11 protein-coding genes are annotated in these 25,226 nt (G+C 40.7%); 7 read left to right on the top strand and 4 right to left on the bottom strand.

The window, feature by feature from the left end; genetic code table 11:
* Positions 1–4 precede the first annotated feature (4 nt).
* Complete coding sequence (locus R2S10_RS20175) at positions 5–1,111, top strand: DUF1972 domain-containing protein (RefSeq protein ID WP_316842221.1); 1,107 nt, start codon at positions 5–7, stop codon at positions 1,109–1,111.
* A gap of 109 nt (positions 1,112–1,220) precedes the next feature.
* Here R2S10_RS20175 and R2S10_RS20170 read toward each other — a convergent pair whose 3' ends face one another.
* The 3 genes from R2S10_RS20170 to R2S10_RS20160 are packed head-to-tail and all read right to left on the bottom strand — an operon-like array spanning position 1,221 to position 5,261.
* Positions 1,221–2,771, bottom strand: a complete 1,551-nt coding sequence (locus R2S10_RS20170; RefSeq protein WP_316842220.1) for a capsule assembly Wzi family protein — start codon at positions 2,769–2,771, stop codon at positions 1,221–1,223.
* A 27-nt stretch (positions 2,772–2,798) separates the two neighbouring features.
* Entirely contained in the window at positions 2,799–3,878 is a 1,080-nt protein-coding gene (locus R2S10_RS20165; RefSeq protein WP_316842219.1) for a mannose-1-phosphate guanylyltransferase, read from the bottom strand.
* 12 nt (positions 3,879–3,890) lie between these two features.
* Positions 3,891–5,261, bottom strand: coding sequence for a UDP-glucose/GDP-mannose dehydrogenase family protein (locus R2S10_RS20160; protein ID WP_316842218.1), 1,371 nt, complete (start codon positions 5,259–5,261; stop codon positions 3,891–3,893).
* A gap of 269 nt (positions 5,262–5,530) precedes the next feature.
* Here R2S10_RS20160 and R2S10_RS20155 point away from each other — a divergent pair, with 269 nt between their 5' ends.
* The 5 genes from R2S10_RS20155 (at position 5,531) to R2S10_RS20135 (ending at position 11,411) form a co-directional block, all read left to right on the top strand.
* Positions 5,531–6,922, top strand: coding sequence for an undecaprenyl-phosphate glucose phosphotransferase (locus R2S10_RS20155; RefSeq protein WP_316842217.1), 1,392 nt, complete (start codon positions 5,531–5,533; stop codon positions 6,920–6,922).
* Between the two features lie 13 nt (positions 6,923–6,935).
* Positions 6,936–7,994, top strand: a complete 1,059-nt coding sequence (gene rfbB / locus R2S10_RS20150; RefSeq protein ID WP_316842258.1) for a dTDP-glucose 4,6-dehydratase — start codon at positions 6,936–6,938, stop codon at positions 7,992–7,994.
* Positions 7,984–8,841 carry a dTDP-4-dehydrorhamnose reductase gene (gene rfbD, locus R2S10_RS20145; RefSeq protein ID WP_316842216.1) on the top strand — a complete coding sequence of 286 codons (858 nt, stop codon included), beginning with the start codon at positions 7,984–7,986 and terminating at the stop codon, positions 8,839–8,841. The genes rfbB and rfbD overlap by 11 nt, the downstream gene beginning before the upstream one ends.
* A gap of 7 nt (positions 8,842–8,848) precedes the next feature.
* Entirely contained in the window at positions 8,849–9,709 is an 861-nt protein-coding gene (gene rfbA / locus R2S10_RS20140) for a glucose-1-phosphate thymidylyltransferase RfbA (RefSeq protein ID WP_316842215.1), read from the top strand.
* A gap of 928 nt (positions 9,710–10,637) precedes the next feature.
* A complete protein-coding gene (locus tag R2S10_RS20135; RefSeq protein ID WP_316842213.1) occupies positions 10,638–11,411 on the top strand; it encodes a LuxR C-terminal-related transcriptional regulator in 774 nt (257 codons plus the stop codon).
* A 66-nt stretch (positions 11,412–11,477) separates the two neighbouring features.
* Here the strand turns inward: R2S10_RS20135 and R2S10_RS20130 are convergent, their stop codons facing one another.
* On the bottom strand, positions 11,478–14,000 hold the full coding sequence (locus tag R2S10_RS20130) for a hypothetical protein (RefSeq protein WP_316842212.1): 2,523 nt from the start codon (positions 13,998–14,000) through the stop codon (positions 11,478–11,480).
* A 452-nt stretch (positions 14,001–14,452) separates the two neighbouring features.
* On the opposite strand from R2S10_RS20130, the gene R2S10_RS20125 reads away from it, so the two are divergent.
* Entirely contained in the window at positions 14,453–25,216 is a 10,764-nt protein-coding gene (locus tag R2S10_RS20125; protein WP_316842211.1) for a putative Ig domain-containing protein, read from the top strand.
* The last annotated feature ends 10 nt before the right edge of the window (positions 25,217–25,226 follow it).

Raw genomic sequence — 25,226 nt, 5'->3', positions numbered from 1 at the left:
TATAATGAAAATAGCAATTATTGGTACACGCGGCATCCCAAATCATTATGGAGGATTTGAGCAATGCGCAGAATATTTAGCACTGGGGCTGGTGAAAAAAGGGCATGAAGTTTTGGTTTATAATTCACATAACCATCCTTATCAAAAGAATAAATGGAATGGTGTCGATTTACGCCATTGCTATGATCCCGAGTATAAACTGGGAACCGCTGGTCAATTTATCTATGATTTGAATTGTATTCTTGATGTAAGAAAGCAAGGTTGTGATGTGATACTTCAGTTGGGTTATACGAGTGGCTCGGTATGGGGTTGGTTGTTGCCTAAGAAGGTAGTGGTTACCACTAATATGGATGGACTGGAGTGGAAACGTACCAAATACTCTAATAAGGTTAGAAAATTCCTGCAGTGGGCGGAGAAATTAGGGGTGAAATATAGTGATCATTTGATCTCCGATTCAATTGGTATACAGGATTATTTAAAAGAGAAATACAAAGCAGATTCTACATTTATTGCCTATGGGGCAACGTTGTTTAAACAGCCTACTATAGGTGTTCTTAAAAGTTACGATCTGATTGCTTATCAATATGATATGCTTATTGCTAGATTGGAACCAGAAAATAGCATTGAAATTATTCTAGATGGCGTGGCAAAAGCGAATGTTAAACGCCCATTTTTAGTGGTAGGTAAGCACGAAACCACTTATGGTAATTATTTAAAGGAGAAGTTCGAAGCTTACCCTCAGATTAAATTTATTGGAGGGATTTACAACATAGACATTTTGAATAATCTGAGGTATTATGCTAATATTTATTTCCATGGCCATACCGTTGGGGGAACAAATCCTTCGTTATTAGAGGCGATGGCATCCAATAGCTTAATGTGTGCTAATGATAACCCTTTTAACAGGTATATCCTTGGCGAAGACGCCATTTACTTCAGGACAGCAGATGAAGTAGCTAATCATTTAAAAAGTGTTCGGTATGAGCTTGATAAGTATCAGATGATGAGGAAAAATAATTGCGATAAGATTACAGATATATATGACTGGGAGCTGATTGTAGATCAATACGAGCAGCATCTTCTAAGTGTAAAGGGCGTATTTACCAGATAATCATGTAAGGTCGCTTATGAGGTGCCGGGGGGCATTTTCCATACGCAGTATTGTAGCAATATTTAAAACGCTGCAATACTGCCTGGAATGGAATTTTTTTTTTGATTTATTATTGAAAATCTTTTTTCAATTTCAGCATTAAGCCAAAAGAATTGTTCAGTAGTTTTCCTTGATCCAGTGCTGTTGCAAAACCGGCACTATACCCGTTTTTCAGAGGCTTAGTACCTTCTAAATAGAAAGAAAACTGAGATACCGTCTCAAATATTTCAGCATTTCTAGGACTCTTAATACTCCCAGTAGTGTTCCCATAAATACTGGTTCCAAAAGTGCCGTAGTTATCTGAATAGGTAATTTTTGTCATAAAGTCCCAGTTATAAACTCTACCTGTTAATCCCGCATGAAGTGCTACCACACGATTATTGATGAAATAATCGGCCTTTTTTATTGCCTGGCCAGCTCTGGCCTCATGTCTGGGTGTAATCAGTGGATTGCCTAAACCCAGGCCTTTATAAGACCAGCCGTTTACATAATAAAAGTTGTTGTAGTAATCTTCGTCTCCCGATTTGGTAAATGTAGACCAGGGATATCCTGCCTGATCTTTTGAATAGAAAAATTCAACTAATATTTTCTTCCAGGCGAAACTGGAACTTTCTGGTTTAAAGCGCTTATTCTCCAGCGAAATACCGTTTAAACCATCTTTGATATTTGCCAGTTTTGATAAGGCACCAACATCATAAAAGGTTTGCCGATAGAGCATCATCTTAATATCATTAAAGTCGTATTCCATCCCAAGGTCAATGGAGCCTAATTGGTTCCCGATTTTTGAGGTTGGAACGCCTTTAGTACCATAAGATTTTCCGCTCACTACATGCCAGAAAGTTTGGACTGGAGACAGTTTGAAATTTTTGCCATATGCTGCTTGTTCATTTCCCCAGAATACCTGGTGGTTGAATCCTCCGTACATTTTAAAGCGCCAATCTGCTTTCCCTAATCTCACATATAAGGATTTCTGGTGGAAATAGCTGACTGGTTTAGTGTCATTAATGTAATACTTGATGGTGGGTCCGGCAATGATGCTATCCAGGATTTTAGTTCTTCCTATCCAGCCATGAACAAAATTTCCTTTGACTGCGAAAAGACCTCCAAAAACAGGTAAAGTGTAATAGTTGGGAATAGAAAGTTCCAGTTTTGGTATTCCTGGAGCATTTCCGGAGAGTGAAAAATTACCGGAACTCAACACACTGTCGCCATTGAGACCCATTACCTCTTTTGCTCTTCCAGCTTTAAGTTGAAAGATGCCGATCCTTCCTTTCGCATAACCGGAGATCAATTGAATATTAGCTTCCTTTCCTGCATTTGCTCTGGCTTCAAATCCGAATCCCCAATCAAAGAGTCTTTTCTTTCCAAGACTGTCAGTGGGAGAGTAAGTCGTATAATCTTTCTCTGCTTTTCCAATAAAACTTCCTGAAATACCCGGAATTGGAACGGAGCCAAACTGGTTGGAACGCATCCAGAAAGGAACAACTTGGTTCGTCGTGCCTATGGCTTGAGTTTCCAGTGAATATTTAATTTCAGGTTTTTGCGCCTGAAGGGTACTGGAAAATGTTAAAAGCAATAGAGTCGGGAGCAGCGCTTGTTTTACTTGTTGGATGCCATTCATAAGGATGGTGTTTAAGTTTTAATCGGCTTATACATAGTGATTACCATAGGTTTCGGCCATTGTCTTTACTACTTCTTTAATTTCTTGTTCCTGATCTTTGGGGTAAATTAATAAGGCGTTGCCATCGTCTACGACAATGAAATTATCTAGACCTCTGATCACCGCTAGCTTATCTTCATTGATTTGAATGATGCTGTTTTGTGTTTCTTTTACATTGATCTGCTTTGCGGAAATTACATTGCCTGAAGTATCTTTCTCTGCAGATTCATGTAAGGAAGCCCAGGTACCCAGATCAGACCAGCCAAAATCTGCTGGAATGGTGTAAATATTATCTGCTTGCTCCATGATGGCATAGTCGATCGAAATATTTGGAGCTGTTGGGTATTTCTGGTCAATAAAATCTCTTTCTTCAGGATGGTTGTAGTATTCATTGCCAGCTTCAAATAAATCATGAATGCTGCTGGCATGCTTTTTCAAGGCCTGTATAATTGACTTTGCTTTCCATATGAAAATCCCTGCATTCCAAAGATAATTCCCGTCTTTCAGGTAGTCCAAGGCGGTGGGAAGGTTTGGTTTTTCTCTGAACTTCTCCACTTTATATATTCCTTTTTCAGTTTCCTGGCCATATTGAATATAGCCATAGCCAGTATCAGGACGTGTGGGGCTGATGCCTAAAGTAACCAAGGCCTCATGTGTTGAGGTATAAGCTAAAGCTGTACGGATTTTCTCTACGAAAATAGTTTCATATTGTATAAAATGATCTGAGGGTGCGACCACCAAATTTGCTTCCTGATTGAGGGCTGCCAATTTAAAAGATGCATAAGCAATGCAAGGAGCCGTATTGTTTCTGCTAGGCTCACATATGAGTTGTTCAGGAGAAATTCCGGATAACTGCTCCAGAACAAGGTCACTATATTGGCTATTGGTAACAATAAAAATATGTGATGCTGGGCATAACTTTAGGAAACGTTCATAGGTGATTTGTAGCAGTGATCTTCCTGTTCCTAATATATCTAAAAACTGCTTCGGAAAATGATTACGGCTTTTTGGCCAAAAGCGACTGCCCACACCGCCAGCCATAATCAGTACATAATTGTTTTTATCCATGTTTTTCAGGTGTTATAAAGACACAAGTTCATTAGGGCTGTGTTTTTCATCAGCAGCGACAACAGCTGTGGTTTGCGGGATTATCGACCGGCCGATGCTATTATAATAGTAACCGAGGTCAATCATCTTTTGAAGATCATAAAGGTTTCGGCCATCAAAAATGACTTTGTTACGAAGTGTTTCCTCCATTTTTTCAAAATCTGGGTTTCTAAATACTGACCATTCTGTTGCGATCAATAAGGCATCTGCAGCTTGCAAAGCATCATATTGATTGTCTGCATAATTGATTTTATCGCCTAATAATGCTTTGATGTTATTCATTCCTTCAGGGTCAAAAGCGGTTACTGTAGCACCATTAAGGAGCAATCGGTTGATGATATATAAAGCTGGTGCCTCACGTATATCGTCAGTTTCCGGTTTGAAAGCTAATCCCCATAATGCGAAGTGTTTGCCTTTTAGGTTACCTTTATAATATTTAAGTACCTTATCCACTAACACGGTCTTTTGTTTCTCATTGACAGTCATGACTGCTTTCAGAATCTGGAAATTATATTGGTGTTCTTCTGCCGATTTTGACAAGGCTTGTACATCTTTTGGGAAGCAACTTCCTCCGTAGCCAAGACCAGGGAATAGGAATCTTTTTCCAATACGTTCGTCTGAACCAATTCCCAGACGTACAGCATCCACATCTGCATGAACTAATTCACATAAATTAGCAATCTCATTCATGAATGTGATCTTTGTAGCCAGGAAGGCATTTGCAGCATATTTTGTCAATTCTGAGGACTTTTCATCCATAAACAAAATCGGGTTTCCAGACCTTACATAAGGGGCATAAAGCTCGGTCATGAGTTTCATCGCCTTTTCGCTTTTTGTTCCAATCACTACACGATCCGGTTTCATGAAATCTTCAACAGCAACTCCTTCTCTTAAAAATTCGGGATTAGAAACAACATCAACTTCCACGTCGGTATTGGCTTCGAAAACTGCTTTTACTTTATCTGCTGTACCCACAGGAACGGTAGATTTATTCACAATCACTTTGTACGAACTGATCAGTTTCGAAACATCTGCTGCTGCACCCAGAATATAAGAAAGATCAGCAGTGCCATCTTCTCCCGGGGGCGTTGGTAATGCCATAAAGATAATTTGAGCATCTTTAATTGCCATAGCTAAATCGGTCGTAAAGCTCAGTCGTTGCTGTGAAATGTTTCTCAGAAACAGAATGTCCAATCCTGGTTCATAAATTGGAATAATCCCATGCTGCATCTTTTCAACTTTCAGCTGGTCGATGTCTACACAGATCACCTCATTTCCTGTCTCAGCGAGACATGTACCGGTTACCAAACCGACGTATCCTGTTCCTATTACCGCGATTTTCATAAATGATTTATTTTTTAATCTTATTTTATTGTAAAAATACCCATCATTTTGCGAAATGAAGTCCTGTCGATGTTGTTAATGTTGTTGTTTTTGTTAAAATACCTATTTGTGGGGAGCTTTTTATTCCCTAATGGAGTTAATTTTGGTAAATGTTATTGGGTTTTTAATATAGCCAGGTTATTTCCGGTTGTTTTTAAGCTAATAATATGTTTTTGAGTGTTTTTTATTAATAATACATTGATAATTCAAATTATTTTATCCAAAATCAGATGCAGACTCGTTATTTGTACTTACTTAGATATATTTTGCCTATTACGGATGTCGTAATGCTTAATTTGATCTATGTTTTAGCTTATTATCTTACGGAATATTTGGGAAAAACAGTTTCATATGAGTTGTGGCGACATTATATGGTCGTGTGTAACCTCGCATGGTTGTTTAACTCTGCAATTTTTGGTCTTTATACAGACTATGGTTCCAGAAGATTGGAAAGGATTTACCGAGGAACATGGCGTAGTGTTGCCTTACATGCTGTGATTTTTGCCTTGTATTTGTTATTCTCCAGAGATATTGAATTTTCAAGAACCTTTTTAGTGGTATTCTATGCCTTATTGGTGTTTGGCTTTATTCTGAATCGTTTTCTTGGTACCGCTTTTCAATCGCTCCTCGTTCATAAATTTAATGTCAGCAAGAAAGTTGCATTAATTGGTGTTAATCCTACAGGCCTCCGATTGGCACATTATTTTGACCGTCAATATAATATTGATTTTTATGGTTATCTTGATGATGGTAGTCGCATCTATGCGGATGAAAATGGTCTTTTGTCCACAAATTTTATCTCGAAAATGGGAAAAGCTGCTTTAAATGGAGTTAAAGACATATATGTTGCTTTAGAACCACATAAAATGGCCTTAGTTCAACCGTTTTTGCAGGAAGCCGACAAACATTGTCTTCGTGTAAAATTTATTCCGGACATGGCTACTACTATCGCTTCACCTTATACCATTAGCTATGTAGGAGGGGAGTTTCCGGTCATCTCACTAAGAAAAGAACCTTTAGAAAGTATCGGGAACCGTTTCAAAAAGCGTGCTTTTGATATTGTTTTCAGTGTCGGTGTGATTGTATTTCTGATGAGCTGGTTGTATCCTTTAATTGCAATCCTGATTAAAATGGAAAATAGAGGGCCCGTGTTATTTAAGCAGTTAAGAAGTGGACGTAACGATGAGCCTTTCTACTGTTATAAATTTAGAAGCATGAAGGTTAACAACGATAGTGATCAAAAACAAGCTACCAAGGATGACGATCGCATTACCAAAATCGGGAAATTTCTGCGTAAGTCCAGTCTTGATGAACTTCCACAATTCTTTAATGTGCTTATGGGGAATATGAGTGTAGTCGGTCCAAGGCCGCATATGTTGAAACATACGGAAGAGTACCGTGCCATTATTAACCAGTTTATGGTGCGACATTTCCTAAAGCCAGGAATTACTGGTTGGGCCCAAGTAAACGGCCTGAGAGGAGAGACCAAAGAAGAAGGCTCTATGCAAAAACGTGTACAGCATGATATCTGGTACCTTGAAAACTGGACTGCAATGCTGGAAGTGAAGATTGTCTTTATGACGGTCATCAATATGATCAAAGGAGAAGATAACGCTTACTAATAGTATAAAAATGATGAAGAAGATTTTAATTACCGGGGGAGCGGGTTTTATTGGCTCTCATGTAGTCAGACAGTTTGTTAAAAAATACACTGATTACCAGATTATTAACCTTGATAAGCTTACTTATGCCGGAAATCTGCTGAACCTCAGGGATATAGAAGATGCGCCTAATTACCGCTTTGTCAAAGGAGATATTACTGATATTGCATTTGTGAATGAGCTTTTTCTACTGGAAAAACCAGATGCTGTAATTCACCTGGCTGCAGAATCTCATGTAGACCGATCTATCAGCAATCCGATGGAATTTGTGATGACCAATGTAATTGGAACTGTGAATTTATTGAATGCGGCAAAAGAGAGTTGGAAAGGTGATTATGTCAATCATCGCTTTTATCATGTGAGTACAGATGAGGTGTATGGCTCGCTTGGTGAGACAGGGATGTTTACTGAAACTACGGCCTATGATCCACATAGTCCATATTCTGCTTCTAAAGCAAGTTCTGATCATTTTGTTCGCGCCTACCATGATACCTATGGTTTGGATGTAGTCATCTCTAACTGTTCTAATAATTATGGATCTCATCATTTTCCGGAGAAATTAATCCCATTGGCAATCAATAATATCAAAAATAATAAGCCTGTTCCTGTATATGGAAAGGGAGAGAATGTGAGAGATTGGCTTTGGGTAGAAGATCACGCTTCGGCCATAGATAGGATCTTTCATCAGGCTAAGGCTGGGGATACTTATAATATTGGGGGCCATAATGAATGGAAAAACATAGACCTGATCCATTTGTTGTGTCGTATTATGGACGAGAAACTAGGTCGTGATGCAGGAACATCTGCTGCGTTGATTACCTATGTTACGGACCGTGCCGGGCACGATCTTCGCTATGCTATTGATTCCAGTAAATTGCAAAATCAGCTGGACTGGACGCCTTCTTTACAATTCGAAGAAGGGCTTGCTAAAACTGTAGATTGGTATCTTGAAAATAACGAATGGTTAGAAAATGTTACTTCGGGAGCCTATCAGGACTATTATAATCAACAATACGCATATAATGAACAATAAGGGGAAGGTACTTGTTTTTGGTGGAGTAGGTCAATTGGGACAATGTCTCAGTAAGCTAACAAAAGACCGTAATTTAGTTTTTCTGGATGAAGTTGCAGGAAATATCCTGGATCTCGGGATATTGAGAACTTTATTTGTAGGAGAATCGCCTGAATTTGTGGTCAATTGTGCCGCATATACCGCAGTAGATAAGGCAGAAGACGAACCCGAGCTCTGCGAAAAAATCAATAGTACGGGTGCGGGGAACCTGGCGATGCTTTGCGCAGAATTCAAGGCTACATTGATTCATATCTCTACTGATTTTATTTTTGAAGGAAATGTTCCAATGCCATTAATTGAGAGTGATGTGGCAAATCCGGTTAATATTTACGGTAAAACCAAATTACAGGGAGAACTAGAAATCACGAAGCAATTAGAGGCGCATTATATTTTGCGCACTAGTTGGTTGTATTCGGAATTTGGGGGGAATTTCGTAAAAACAATGCTTAAGCTGGCTAAAGAGCGCGAAGAACTTAGTGTCATAGTGGATCAGATAGGGACGCCAACTTATGGTATAGACCTAGCTGCAGTTATACTAAACCTAATTTCTTTGAATAACCATACTGCTTATGGGACTTATCATTATAGTAATGAAGGTCTTTGTTCCTGGTATGATTTCGCAAAAGCAATTTTCGAAATTAGCGGTTCTGAATTAAAGGTTTATCCCATTCCTACCAGCGCATATCCTACCAAAGCCCGTCGTCCTGCCTTTTCGGTGATGGATAAAACTAAAATAAAAACCACATTTAATCTTGAAATCCCATATTGGAGAGACAGCTTGATTAAATGTATTCACGCAATAAAATAAACGATACATGAAAGGAATTATACTTGCCGGGGGGAGTGGTACACGTTTACACCCCTTAACCCTGGTGATGAGTAAGCAAATGATGCCGGTTTATGATAAGCCGATGATCTACTATCCACTGTCCACCTTAATGCTTGCGGGCATTAACGAGATTTTAATCATCTCTACACCTCATGATCTGCCTAATTTCGAGAAATTATTGGGTGATGGTAGTCAACTGGGTTGTAAGTTTTCTTATGCTGTACAAAAGGAGCCTAATGGTTTGGCGCAAGCCTTTGTGATTGGTGCCGATTTTATCGGAACAGATAAGGTAGCCTTGGTATTAGGAGATAATATTTTCTATGGAGATGGAATGACGAAGTTATTGCAAAGTAGCGCGGATCCTGAAGGTGGAGTTGTCTTCGCATATCCGGTTTCAGATCCTGAGCGTTATGGCGTTGTGGAGTTTGATGAAAATAAAAAAGCAGTATCCATTGAGGAAAAACCAGCAATTCCTAAATCTGATTATGCCGTTCCTGGGCTATATTTTTATGACAATTCTGTCGTAGAGATTGCGAAGAATATCAAGCCTTCTCCTAGAGGAGAATATGAAATTACCGATGTAAATAAGGTTTATCTGGAACAAGGTAGGCTTAAAGTTGGTGTGCTGAGCAGGGGTACTGCCTGGTTAGATACCGGCACTTTTGCTTCGTTAATGCAGGCAGGTCAGTTTGTGCAAGTGATAGAAGAGCGTCAGGGATTAAAAATTGGTTGTATTGAAGAAGTGGCTTACCGCATGAACTTTATTGATAAGGAGCAGTTGTCGAAAATTGCAGCACCATTAGTAAAGAGCGGGTATGGCGCCTATCTGTTGAAAATGATTAAATAGAGAAATCTTGTGTATTTTTTTTAACTATTTTGTTTCCTTTTTTTCAGAATAGTTTATATTATTTTTAGTCGTATTTTCTCTAATGGTCTTTTTAAAATATCATTATATGATGTTTGTGTGTTAATTCCTGGATTTTGCAACAGTTTTGTAGGTATTTATTACAATTGTAGCTGTCTTGAAATCATAATTTTCCGAAAACATGATCTTTAGACTGACAAAATCGGTCTAAATTTTCATAAATAAGTATAAAAGCATCCTTTTAACTATGTGTAGTCCATTTATTGAATCTATGTTCAATAAAATCACTAGTTATAGGGATGCTTTTTTTGGGTACTTGGATTAGTTTTTGCGGTTAATAGATCTTTAGAAGTTCAGATTCTTAGGAAGTGTATATTCCTAAGGGTTGTGAATCACTTGAATTTCTTTAAAATTAAAAATTACTTTATGTTTATGCTGATGCTCATCTTTAGTTTATACCCTTTCAAATCTTTATTGCTATTCTTTCGAAGCAATAATCTTCCATTTGTGTCGTTTTTCAATTGTCACTTTATTGATACTTTCTGATGAAGCAGTTTATAATTTGCGTTTTTCAGGAGGCAATGGCACTTTTAAATTTGAAGAATGATGATGCACCGTAAAAAACACAGAGTTACATCCTTTTAAATATGAATCTAATCAATCCATAATTATTAATCTAATCCCTATTTACAATGTTAAATTATTTTCTTAATTACTTCGCTTCACGAGTCGTCAGCGAAACCAGTCAGCACTACAAAGGTGAATCTTTAGATGTCAATTTGTTAATGAATAATTGTATTTGGTAGCATAAGAGGTTAGTATCTTTTAACCTCCCATCGTTTTACGTTTTACATTTTTAAAAGAAATAAAGGACACGTTTTTTATTTTTTTAATCTATTTAATTAACCTTATGGAATCTAATAACAACGTCATACATGATACCTGGAACAGGTACAGTGATTTTTATACACGTTCGACTATAGCCCTGCCTGAAGTGAATTTAGATCAGTTTTTACCCTCATTTCTTAGTTCGGGGAACTTTTATTACGTAGTAGATTTTTGCGATAAAAAAATCAAATACGTAGACCCGGGAATTGCAGATGTGTTGGGACTGGATCCTACCTCTGCCACAGTAGATGATATCTTAGGTCGCATACATCCAGAGGATGTCAATTATGTGGCACAAACGGAATCCGTTAGTGTGCGTTTCATGCTCGATCAAATGAACAAGGAAAGCATTAAAAGCTATTATAAAACCTCTTATTGTTTCAGGTTTAAACTGGCAGATGGAAGTTATGAATTGTTTCACAATGAATCTGTTTATCTTTCCAAAGATGATTCTGGTAGAATTGCTCAGGTGTTACATATTCATACCAATGTGAACCACATCACTTCAGTAAACAATTATATGCCTTCTTTGGTAGATACAAAGGGAAGCAAGAAAATGTGGCCTGTAAATGTCAATCGTGAACCAGAAAGTCATGCCTTAAATTTGCAGTTTAGCAAAAGAGAAATGGAAATTATAAAACTGATTGCACTTGGCTATAAAAGTGAAGAGATTGCGGATTCGCTATTTATTTCTTTACACACAGTGCATTCACACCGTAAAAATATCATTAGGAAGTCTGGTGTGAAAACCAGTTCCGAACTGATCAGTTTATGTGTGAGAGAAGGGTTAATTTAACCTGTAAGCTGTGTCCTGAAAATGGCCTGTACATCGTTGCAGGCCATTTTCTATTTAAAAGGAGCTTTATCCTGCCGTCACCAATAAACGGTGTGGGATTTTTCTTTCCTCCATAAAACAAAGCCTTTCATATTTATATTCATTAACCTTGGCAATGTCATTCAGGTCCTGGAAAATGGCAATCATGATATCGTATATCATGATACAGTTCAGATTTAGTTCATTTCTTTTGAAAATTTGTAGCGTTTCATTCGAAAACTCATAAGCCTTTACAAATTCTCCGCGTAATCTCAATTGATTGGCTTGCATCATTCTAAACATACATTCTGAATATTCTGTGAGTTTGAACCTGGTCTTATTTTGATGAACCCCGGATAAAATACGCTCCAGTTGGTCGGTTTTCTTTCCCGGATTGATCTTTGAATTGGAGAGGCCAAATATATTTAGCATAAATATAGAAAAGGCAGACCTCTTGGAGAAAATTCTGGGATGTAGTTTTGTGATGGCCTGAATAATTTTTAGTGTTCCTTTGTCCGATCCATAAAAAGTGTTTAGCAAGATCAGGAGCAGATAGGAAATACCTTGTCTGGTATCCAGTGCCGCCCGACTTTCCAGAAACGGATAATTGAAGTTTTCCAGGTTCCTAATCATTGGGTGGGTGCTGTCCGCCCGGTTGGTAAGTTTCAGGTAGATCAGCCAACAGACCTCATAAGGACTGATTGACCAACCACTTAAATCCATTGCAGCTATTTTTGTCAGCCGTATCGCAATGCTATCCTGATCCATGCTCATTACATCAAAAATGGCTAGAATACTTTGATAAATGGCCCTGGTTTCGTCATTGTCTGCAACATCTGCCAATACATTTACGGCTTCTTTATAACAGGAATCTACGAAATCAAAATTGATCAGCTGTTTGATCAAAATGTCATGTAATTTATGCTCAGTTAGCAATTTGAGCGTGTCAGGACTGTATCTGGAACGAAATCTTATATTTTCTGCAATAAATAAAATCAGGTAATTCCGCTCAAAATAGTTGATCTCCAGATCAAATACATGCGCTAACGCACTAAAATCACCGATCCTGATGATGAACCGAATCGTCCATTGTAACAGGTGGAATCGTACGTTATTACTCTCATAATTACGTTGGATAAATTCAAAGAAAGTCCAGTTGACTTGTAAATGAAATTTTTCCAACAATTCTATGAATAGAAAATACTCGAAAATATGTGGGTAGATAAAACGAACATACTCTCTTGGCTGGTAGTCATCCTGGCTTTTTTCTTCCACTAAGATACCTTCGGAAACGAGTTCCATATAGGCATTTTTAAAGGCCGACAATTCCGCAATCAACAGGTCTTTTGGCACTGCATTCGCTTTTTTGCCGTATTCTGTAAGCTGAATTACTTTCTTCAGGAACAGAATCTTCTCTGTGTAATAATTGGATTTATATATTTTTTCCTGAATGAACCTGGAGATAAGTTCGTGAAATGTAATGCTACTGGAATAATTGAAGTAAGGATCTTCTTCTTTCAGCTGATAATAAAGCTGGATATATAGGGGGAACTTTAATTGAGATTTAAGTTTCGGATTTAGTTCATCAACATCCGATTGGTTGATCTTATGAATGATCCGGTCGATTTCCTTGCCGGTTAAGGGTGGAACATTGGATACTTCATTGTGGTTAAAATAATTACCTGTAAACCATTTGGACCTTAAAAAGGCGGAATGTCTGATGCAATCATAAAACCTCATCCAGGTGGTAGAACGCATACTCATCACCAGTTTGATGGAATCATTATGTTCAATGGCGCAGATAAAACTGATGATGTTTTCAAACATCTGCTTTTTTAGATCTCTTTTTACCATCACTTCTGAAAATCCATCAATGATGATTACGAATCTTTTGCCGCTGGCTTTGTGGTTTTCATTGATATGTTCCAATAGACTTTCCTGATGTGGAATTCCCAATTGTATTTTCAGGCGATCCTCAAAACTGATGTGATGTTGATCTGGATTGAAAAGATTGGTTGCAGAGAGGAATAATGCTGTGGAGTCTAGATGTATGGCTGTTTCACCCTGGAAAAACTTCTCTACTAAATGACTTAATAAAATAGTTCTACCATAACCGGGCTGTGAGATGAAGCAAGTAAAGCTATAATCGCTTTTGAAAAAGTCATCAAAATCGTGTTCAGCGAACTTTCTACTGATCGTCATTTCATATGGAATCCCAGATCTGTTTTTGATGCCTTTTAATGTGAAATTCGTGACCTTTTTTGCATTGGTTCGGATGTCTGGCCAGCTGCGTACCGGAGTCTGTGTAGAGGCTGGAAGCGCATTTGTCCAATTCCGTTCATCCTCCTTGTTCACGTACTCAGCAAGTGTGGTTAGTGTGAACTTCGAAAAATTGTGTTTCACTACAGCAAATCCAAATAATCGCTTGATCGTTGTTTCACTAACGTTCTTATTAAGTGTTTTGCTGATTTCAATGGAGATCCTTTTACAATCAGCAGGAGTGATGGTCCGAATTCCCGTTTTTAACAGGATAAGACTCTTCACTTCATTTAGGGTAAATATATCCTCCATAAGTAGGCTGAGTGGGCGTTAATTTCTTAAACTAAACGAATATAATGCTTTCAGCACAATAATGAACAGCCGTAAATCAAGTAAAAACTGAATAAATAAATAGGATGGCGTATAAATACCTGTTTTATAGCTTTTTATACGTGTTTTTGCGCATTGCGGAAAATTAACGCCTAGAAAAATGAACAAAATGAACAGGCATTTTATTTCGGTTCTTCTAAATGAACAATTCGAATAGGTCTTGGGAGCGTAGGGATGACTAAAATTGCACTAAAGTAAAATTTAATCGTTCCAATTCCGCTCCTATGAAATCTACATCTACCCTCCCGGGAAAGCTTAGAAAGTTAAAGGTAATAATTTTTATTCTTATAAGTTGTGCCTTTATAACGCTAAATAATTTCAAATCGTATGCACAAACAAAAAATTATGCAACAATAGCTCCATCAACAGGTGCGATGACCACCGACTTTGGATTATTCGGTGTAGGGCAGCCCCAGGATGATCCAAGTGGAGGCTCGGTCAGTAACCCCGGTGCTGCAGCAACTGGTGGCGATCAGACTTTTGCAACGATGACTGCAAATTTTAGTGCATTATTGGTTGCAGGAACCATGGGAGAAGCTTGGTTGCAAGTCAAATTTCCTCAACCCGTATCCGCTGGAAAAACAACTTATATCCGCTTTGATTCACCTACTACTACAGGTGTTAACATCAGCTTATTAGGCATAGTTGGCGATTTAACGGGCTTGTTCAAGAAAGACATTGTAAGATTAGAGGCTTATTCTGGTGCATCAGCTGCTGGAAATGGAACTTTAGTTTCGCCTGCTCAGGTAACAGCTACTATTGTTCAGGACGATCAAGGGATAAATTATTTTGCAGTCACTTCATCAGCTTCATATAATTCCATTCGTATTAAACTTAGTTTAAAAGCAAAACTTTTAGACATTAATCTAAATGGTACGATCAGTATGAAGGTTTATGAGGCCTTTACTACATCGGGGATAGGAAATTGTGGCTCTTCTTTCGCTGCCAGTGTTGGAGAAAACAATGGTGTAAACGTGAGTTTAACTCCATTGGTTAAAAATCCTTCGTTTGCTGCCGATCATAATTTAAATACAGCTTCCCAAATTCAGGCCGGATTAGCTGGGCTTGGAAGTACCGTATCTCAAACTATTTTCTTTAATGATCCCTCAGACGCGACTGCAGTGGCTAAAGTCTGGCTATCTGTTCCGGCAAGTCTATTGACTGTAAATTTATTTAATGAAATTAAGTTTCAAGCTTTTAACGGAAATACGGCGATAGGGGCTCCGGTAGCTGCCAGCTCTTTGCTGGGAGGTCTGGATCTTCTTGGTCTGTTCTCGAATTCAAGAATTGTCCCGGTATTTTTTGCACCAGGTGCAGCTTTTGATCGCGTCACAGTTAGTCTGAGTAATGTGGTTGCAGTCGGTGGTAATATTGTATCAGGAGGCTTAAACATCCATGAGATAGAAATGACAGTGGCCAAGCCGGCCTTCGCCGGCCTTACGGGAGGAGCTTTAGGGATCTGTGGAAATAATGTGAATTTAAGTGTCGTTAGTCCAAATAGCGGCTTTAACTATAAATGGTACCGTAAAGACGGTGCTTCAAGAATTTTACTGAATACAACTACCGGAGGAACGTTTTCCGAAACTGGAATTGCTCCTGGTACTTATACCTATTACGTGGCTGCTATAAAAACGGGATGTTTGCCAGAGTCAGATGTAGATAGCGCAATAGTAACCGTTACGGCAATTCCGATACCTGTTATTGCCAGTGCTGCTCCAATTTGTTCCGGATCAGTAGGAGTTTTTACCGTAACCAACGCAGAAAGTGGCGTGGTTTACAATTGGTATTCTGCCTCTAGCGGTGGTGCTCCGGTGTTTACAGGTAGCACAATTACTACTGGTGCTTTAACTGCGAATGCCACTTATTTTGTGGAAGGTGTTCGTGGCAGCTGTATCAGTGCCAGTCGCACTTCAGTAACGATTACTGTAAATGAAATTCCTGCAGATGCACAGGTTTCCGCAAATAATGTCACTATTACCAGCGGACAAACTGCAACCCTAAATGCCATCGCATCTACCGCAGGAAGTACCGTAAATTGGTACACAACCTTAAATGGTGGGGCACCTATCGCTACAGGAAATAGCTTTACTACACCTGTACTAACCGAAACCACTACTTATTTTGCAGGTACATCAGGTGTTGGGGGCTGTCCAAGTGTAAATCGCATACCTGTAACGGTGACGGTAACAGGTGGGGTACCTCCATTAAACTGTAAAAGTGCAAATGCACAAACCAACGGTGTAGAGGGGTTATTATGTATTGGATGTGGGGTAAGTAGTCCAAATTTAGCAGTAGATGCCGATTTGACGACGTTCAGTTCTATTCGGGTAACGGTTAATGTAGCTGCTGCCGCTTATCAGCGCCTGATTTTCCCAGCCACAGGTGTCGCCACAGATAGCATCCGTTTAACTCTGGGTATCCCTGGAGGATTAACAGATCTTGCTGTATTGGGAGGGGTAACTGCGAATGTCATGAATGGCAATAATGTAGTGAGTACTTATCAACTTAATTCTGGACTGATCAACCTGAGGTTACTTCAGGCCGGAGTGGCCAGTGCCACGATTCCAGCAGGAGCAATCTATGATCGGGTAGAGCTTAGGGTGTCAGGAGTAGTTCAGGCACTCAGTACACTGAATGTATATAATGCAGAAGTGATTTATCCAAACCCGGTTGTTGCTACTACCGGACTGAGCATTTGTTCCGGAACGGGGACAGTCTTGTCTGCAACACCTGCTGCCGGTACTACGCTCAGCTGGTATGCGAATTCATCTGGGGGAGTAGCACTGGCTAGTGGAAATACATATTCGCCAACTGGCTTAACTGTAAGTACTAATTATTATATAGAAGTAAGCAGAGCTGGTTGTGCTAATACAGACCGTGTGCTGGTTCCTGTAAATGTGAATCCTGCAATTGTATTTGCAGCTACTACCTTAAGTAATGCAACAGTTGGATCCTCTTATTCAAAGCAAATTACAGCGGCTACTGGCGGAACACCAGTTTTCACTTATACCCTTGCTCCGGGCAGTAACCTGCCTGCAGGTTTGAGCCTGTCTACCACAGGAGTGATTTCTGGCACACCAACAGCAAGCCCAACAGATTATACTTTCTCTATTCAGGCGAAAGACAGCAAAGGATGTACTGTACTTAGCCCATTTACCTTAAAGGTAACGGAGGCATTAGCACTTGCTCCAGCTACACTTCCTAATGGAATTGTTACTGTTGTTTATACAAACCAGCCACTTCCTGTGGCTACCGGGGGAACAGGCCCTTATACTTATGTGGCTACAAACATGCCTCCTGGATTAACATTCAATGATACTACCCCTGGCATTTCAGGTACGCCAACGTTGGCCGGTACTTATCCGGTAAAAGTAACTGTAACTGATATCAATGGGAATTCAATCAGTCAGAACTATAGCATTGTGGTGAAAGATCTGTTGGTATTACCTCCTGCTACATTGGCTAATGGGACTGTGGGCATCAATTATCCTGCGCAAAAAATTCCTGAAGCAACTGGTGGAACCGGACCTTATACTTATACTGCAACAGGTCTTGCTCCTGGACATGATTTTAACATCAGTACACGTGAAGTTACTGGGATACCTACTACTGCTGGTCCGTATTCTGTATTAGTCACTGTAACAGATTCTGAAGGTAAAACGGCAACAAATACTTATCCTTTAACGATTGGCCCTGCGTTGGTATTACCAGCAGCTACACTTGCTGATGGGAATGTAGGCGTGGCCTATACCCCTCAAACCATTCCATCTGCTACTGGTGGAACATCACCTTATACCTATTCGGCAGCCAACCTGCCTTTAGATTTAATTTTTGATCCGATCACAAGGGTAATTTCGGGTACTCCGGCACAATCTGGTTTATACAGCATTTTAGTAACTGCTACTGATCAGGTGGGGACTACTGCAACGAATACTTATTCTTTGAGAGTTATTGGTGCTTTGTCATTACCATCTGCAGCTTTAGCTGATGGAACTGTAGGCACGGTTTACCCAACAGTAACGTTACCTTCGGTAACTGGTGGAACGGGTCCTTATACCTATACCGCAGCAAATGTGCCATTGGGATTAAACTTTGATCCGGCTACAAATACCTTGTCGGGAATACCGGGGATTGGTGGAACATTTACTTTCCAGGTAACCGCAAAAGACGCAGCCAACAATACCACCACTACCGATTTTGTGATTAAGGTTAAAGTAGGCCAACCTGCAGTCGCCTCTACCAGTATTTGTGCAGGTACAACAGCTACACTTACTGTATCCAATGTACTACCTAATGTAACCTATAACTGGTACGGAGCAACAGGAAGTATATCAATCGCTACAGGTAATACTTTTACCACACCAATATTAACGACCACCACTACCTATTATGCAGAAGCGGTTTCCGGAACTGCAATTAGCGACCGTATTGCGGTTACGGTGACTGTTCGCCCGGCACCAACGTTAGCGGTGGTTACCGTCAACCAAATCATCAGTGCCGGACAAACGGCAACCATACAAGCTACTGCGGATGCAGGAAATACCATTAGCTGGTTCAGTAACTCAACCGGAGGTACAGCCTTGGCTACTGGTGGCAGCTTTACTACACCGATCTTAAATACCCCGACTACCTATTATATTGAAACTCGAAACGCATCTGGTTGTGTGAGTACCAGTAGAGTTCCGGTAACTGTAACGGTAACCGGCTTGCCAATCAATGCCAACTGTAATGCGGCAACAGGTCAACAGACTGCAATTGATGGCATATGTTTAGCGTGTGGAGTTACTGATGCAGGAGCATCTACTGATGCAGATCCTGCTACCTTTACCAGTATTCATCTAACAGTTGGCGTAGGCGCAACGGGTTACCAACGCTTAATCTTTGCGAATCCGGGTACTGGTACCGACAGCGTTCGACTGGATCTTGGTTTCCCTGTTGGATTAGCTGATGTAGGTGTCCTAAGTGCTGCTACAGTAACCGTTTTTAATGGAACTACACAAGTAAGTACATACCCTTTAAACTCTCCTTTAATCAACCTGGATCTGTTAAACCCATCCAGACTCCTGGCTACATTTGCTACTGGAGGTACTTATGACCGTGTAGAAATTCGTTTTGGCGCGTTGGTATCGGCATTAAGTACAGTTAATATTTATGGTGCTACCGTGATTTATCCAAATCCAACAGTAGCCGCTACAGGACAAACGACCTGCGCTGGCAGCACGACTACATTGAGCGCTACAGCAAACGGAGGAACTACCTTAAAATGGTATGCTACTGCAAACAGTGGAACTGTACTAGCAACAGGCCCAACGTTTACTACGCCGATTTTAAATGCAACCACTATCTATTATATTGAAGTGAGTAAAGGAACTTGTGCCAATGTTGAACGTGTACCAGTTACAGTAACTGTAACTCCTGCACCAACAGCACCAGTATTGGCTACTGTATTGCCGGTATGTTATGGCAGCACAGCTAGCTTATCAGTAAATAATGCAGTAGTTGGCTTAAACTACAACTGGTATACTACTTCTGCTGGAGGGACTTCAGTATTCACGGGTTCAACATTTGTAACTCCAGCTTTACTTGCCAATACCGTTTATTATGTAGAAGCGATCAGCCCAGGGTGTGGCGGTTCCAGCCGTACGGCGGTACCGGTAACGGTTAACCCAATAGTGAGTTTGCCACAGGTGCAAGCTTCTGCAACTACGGTAAATGCTGGACAAACCGTTATCTTAAATGTTAATCCGGTAGCTGCTGATGTCACTTACAACTGGTACAATACCGCCAATGCAACCACTGCAATTTATACCGGTCCAACTTATGTAACACCTCCACTATTAGTAAATACCACTTACTATGTGGAAGCAAAATCAAACCTAACTGGTTGTGTGTCTTCCAGCCGTGTGCAGGTTACTATCAATGTTAATAACGGGGGGAATCCAAATCCAGTGCCATGTGAGGCCGCAGTGGCGGAAACACATGGCGTTACTGGGGTAGCTTTACTGGCAGATGTGTTTAATCCTGGACTGGCATTCGATAATGATACCCAAACAGGATCTTCACTTGTGATGCCGGTAGGTGCTTTGGGAGCCTCAGTTTATCAACGTCTGAGCTTTGGCAGTGTGTCCAGTATTGGCGATACCGTTAAAGTATTATTGAATACCCCAGGAAGATTACTTTCTCTTGGTTTATTGTCAGATGTTCAAATTGGAACCTATAACGGTGCGACAAATAACAATGACGCGGTTTCTATCAACAACAACCTGGTAAACCTGCAATTGTTAAGTGGCGATACACAAGCCTTGCTTACTTTTGTGCCATCCAGTACTTTCGATCAGGTGGAAATTCGCTTAAATGCAGGTCTTGCCGGTGTACTGTCTAGCCTTAATCTTAACTACGCACAAAGAATTGTATTGGCACCAACATTAGTGGTTCCGAATCCAACCGCTTGCGCAAGTCAGGCAGTCACCTTAACTGTTCAGAGCCCTAATCCTGCAATCACTTATAAATGGTACGATGCAACAGGGGGAGTAGAACTTGCAACAGGAACCAGTTATAGTCCAACGGTTAATGCCAATACGATATTCTATGTGTCGGCAAATACCGCCACCTGTTCAAGTTATAAAACTAAAGTTTCGGTAACAGTAACTCCGATTCCTGCGAACCCAACCTTATTGGCAAATAACATCAACACTTGTCCTGGAAATAATGTGGTACTCACTGTAAAAGATCCGATTGTTGGAGTGACTTACAGATGGTACGACAACAATGGTGCTTATTTAGCTGGTAGAGATGGCGTCACCCTGACCGTTCCTAATGTAATGGCTCCTGCAACTTATTCTGTAGAAGCCTCATTAACTGCCTGCGGTACCGTATCAGCAGCAAAAACTCCGGCAACAATCACCTTAGGTACTTTAGATAATCCAATTGTTATTCCAGCATCATTGACGGTCGCTTCCGGTACTCCAGCTGTGTTGAATGCAACTTCAAGTACTTCAGGAGCAGATTTTATCTGGTATGATGATGCCGCTTTAACAAATCCGGTGTCTAATGCCGCCCTTTTCCAAACTAGTCCTTTAATCAATAACGGAGCAACGAACCTGCTGGTTAGCTATTATGTAACAGCTTCAGTTCCTGGGGGATGTGTTTCTTCAGCTACTAAAGTAGATGTAACTGTTTTACCTGCAGGAATACCGATTGATGGTCCTTGCGAACTTGCCTCTGTTCAACTGAGATCAGGAGTAGATGGTGCGGCTATCCTGACAGGGGTATTTAACCCGGAAAGAGCAGTAGATGCTGATGCAAATAGTGCTTCTTCATTGGTGATGCCGGTAGGTGCTTTAGGCGCCTCTGTTTATCAAACGGTTGGATTTACGACCTTGTCTTCAATCGGAGATACTGTTCGTATTCGCCTCACTTCACCTGGTAAACTCCTCAATCTTGCAGTACTTTCAGCTATCGAATTGACCACCTACAACAACCTGGTGAGCAACAATGATATGATTACAGCGAGCAATCCTTTAATCACCCTTGATGTGTTAAGCGACGATGGAGACCGAATCATTTCCTTTGTCCCTCAAAAACAATTTGATGGAGTAGAGTTGAGGTTGAGATCTGGTTTGGCAGCGGTATTGAGTTCAGTAGACTTGAACTATGTACAACGCGTACAAATTGCGCCAAAAGTGGCCAATGCTACTGTTTCTGCCTGTGTGGGTACAGGAGCTGTGTTAAGCATACAGAACCCTGACCTGGCCTTCACTTATAAATGGTACAAAGGAACGGGAACTACTTCAGTTGGAACCGGTGCTACTTTTACGACAGAAAATAACCTTGTAGTGGCCAGCTATGATTACTATGTAACTGCTACACGTAACAATTGTGAAAGCGCTAAAACTAAAGTAACTGTAAACATACTTCCTGCGCCGGATGCACCGGTAGCGCTAGCAGGAAATCCTAAAACCACCTGTCCAAATGTACCGGTTACATTAGGCGTAACTGCGGTAGCAGGAGTAACCTATAACTGGTACGATGCTTTAACCGGAGGGAATCTACTTGCAGCAAATACCAGTTCTTATACCACTGGTGCAAATCTTAGCATTGGCAGCCATGATTTATTTGTGGAAGCAGTCAATGCAAACTCTTGTGTCAGCACGTTTGCGAGAACAAAGATTACCATCACGGTAAACCCTTCTTCAACACCTGCAGATATTAAGGTAACAGGTGCCGACCTTGCTTTCTGTAAGAATACTAAAGCTACCCTAACTGCCTCGAGCGATTTGGTGATCAACCCTCAATTTGCCTGGTATACTGATGCTGCTTTAACACAACAGGTTGCCACGACTGCATTATACGAGCCAATTATTACTGCCAATACCACTTTCTATGTAACCGTATTTGGTGATAACCTTTGTCTGGGAAGTGCAGCAAATGCAAAAGTGGTCAGCATTGTGGTTAATCCTCCTGCAACGGCCAGCGACATTGTTGTAACCGGTGCCGATGCTTTATTCTGCGCAGGAACGAAAGCCAGCTTAAGAGCGAGCAGTACCACGGTGGTCAATCCTACATTTGTATGGTACAGTGATGCCTCACTAAGCACTGAAATATTCAGAGGACCATTGTATGAGCCAACTGTAACTGTAAGCACCACTTTCTATGTGAGTGTGAGTGGAGATAATAAATGTCCAAATCTTCCTGGCGATGGTAAAGCAGTAGCGATTACTGTAAATACCCCTGCCACTGCTGCGGATATTGCCGTAAGTGGAAATGGAACTCCTTTCTGTGCAGGCTCAAAAGCAACGCTAACAGCTACGGCCATTAGTGTAGTTAATCCTAAATTTATCTGGTACAGTGATGCGGCATTAACTCAGGAAGTGTCGAGAGCTGCGGTTTATGAACCAATCGTTACCCAAAGTACTAATTTCTATGTTACTGTAAGTGGTGATAACAAGTGTGTCAATGATGCGGCAAATGCTAAAATCGTTTCAATTGTGGTAAACACACCTGCAACAGCCGCAGACATTAATATTGCCGGTAACAATGCTAGTTACTGTAAAGGTGCAAAAGCAAGCCTTACAGCGAGCAGTACTACTGTAGATAATCCGGTGTTTACCTGGTACAACGATGTAGACCTGACGGATGTAGCCTTCAGTGGTGTATTATTTGAACCAGTATTGAATGCTACCACTACTTATTACGTAACGGTACGTGGTACTAATAAATGTGAAAATGTAAAAGGAGGGGCTAAAGTAGTCACTATTGTGGTGAACCCAACAGCTACCTCTGCCGACATCAATATTGCTGGCAACAACGCTCCGTTCTGTAATGGGACTAAAGCATTATTAACGGCCAGCAGCGACAAGGTAGATAGTCCGATATTTACCTGGTACAGTGATGCAGCGCTTACGATAGTTGCTTCAAATGGTCCGGTATTCGAACCGGTTGTTAGCACTACCACCACTTATTATGTAACCGTATCTGGTGCAAACAGATGTCAGAATCTAATGGGGGATGCCAAAATTGTAACCCTGATCGTTAACCCACCAGCAACAGCTGCCGACCTGATCGTATCAGGTGCAGAAAATCCGGTTTGTGAAGGCGCTACCGTTAGATTAACTGCTGCCAATACCACCATCACCAGTCCGGTATTTACCTGGTACACCGACGCTGCATTAACAAATGCTGTGTTTACCGGACCAGTTTTAGAAAAAGTGTTTACTGCTACCACCATTTATTATGTAACGGTAAAAGGAGCTAATAAATGTGAAAATCTGCCTGGAACAGGCAAAATGGTGACGGTAACTGTCGACGCATTACCAGAGGTACCGGTGATTGTAAATGGAGCCAGTATTGGATTATGTGCTGGTGAGGCCACTACGCTAAGTGTACAAGTGCCAAGAACTGGAACTACCTATCAATGGTATGATGCTGCAACAGGAGGTACCTTGTTGGGTAGCGGTTCGACTTTACCAACAGGTGCATTGATGGGAACCAAAGATTTCTACTTACTGGCCACTAATGCTTCAGGATGTGGTCTGGCAGCTGGAAGAGTGAAAGTGACTGTCACTGTAAATATAAAACCTGATGTACCTTCCGTAGTATCTGCAGCAGTAAATGCCTGTTCAGGAAGTACTGCAGTATTGTCTATTGCCAATCCGGTAAACGGAATTACTTACAATTGGTACAGTAGCGCTACTGGCGGAACTGCATTAGGATCAGGAGTTAATTTTACCACAGGTCCAATCACGGGTACCAATATTTTCTATGCAGAAGCAGCTACAGCTACTTGTGCAAGTGACAGCCGCACAGCGGTAAATGTAACCGTAGTGACGCTACCAACGGCGCCATCATCGGTGTCTGGGGCAACAGATCCTTTCTGTGCCGGAAACACCAGTGTGCTGACCGTCAACAATCCAGATCCTGCATTAACCTACCGTTGGTACAGTGTAGAAACCGGTGGTACAGCATTAACCGAAGGGACTACGTTTACCACGCCTGCATTAGCCGCCAGCACTACTTATTATGTGGCTAGTGTCAATACGCTTACCGGATGTGTGAGTAGCAGCCGTACAGCAGTAATCGTCACGATCTTGCCTAAACTAAGCGCTCCTGTGGTTTCAGTACAATCTGCTACTGCTACAAGTGTCACTTTTAGCTGGCAGGCGGTAACAGGCGCAAGGGCTTATGAAGTGTCTGGTGATGGTAATACCTGGTTAACGCCAAGTTCAGGGTTAACAGGTACCACTCATATCATTGATAACTTAAAACCAGATCAACAAGTTACGATCAGAGTGAGAGCTGTCGGTCAACTGGCTTGTCAGCTAAGTGATGCTGCTTCGCTAAACTCTAAATCGGAGAATCCGATCGGTAACCAGGTGTTTATCCCAAATACCTTCACGCCAAATAATGATGGTAAAAATGATGTGTTTTATGTGTACGGAAATACGATTGCAAAAATGAGACTGCGCGTTTATAACCAATGGGGTCAATTCCTTTTCGAGTCCAATAACATTCAGAACGGATGGGATGGAACTCACAAAGGCGAGTTACAGCCAAATGGAGTCTATGTTTACCAATTTGAAGCCGACATGAACGACGGTACGAAAACAACTAAAAAAGGAACAATAACCCTATTGAGATAATTTAAAGCAC

This window comes from Pedobacter gandavensis, from assembly GCF_032678745.1.
In the GTDB taxonomy this organism is placed as follows: Bacteria; Bacteroidota; Bacteroidia; order Sphingobacteriales; family Sphingobacteriaceae; genus Pedobacter; species Pedobacter gandavensis_C.
The sequence above is the reverse complement of the archived record's forward strand: the minus strand, read 5'-3'. Positions and strand labels throughout refer to the sequence as shown.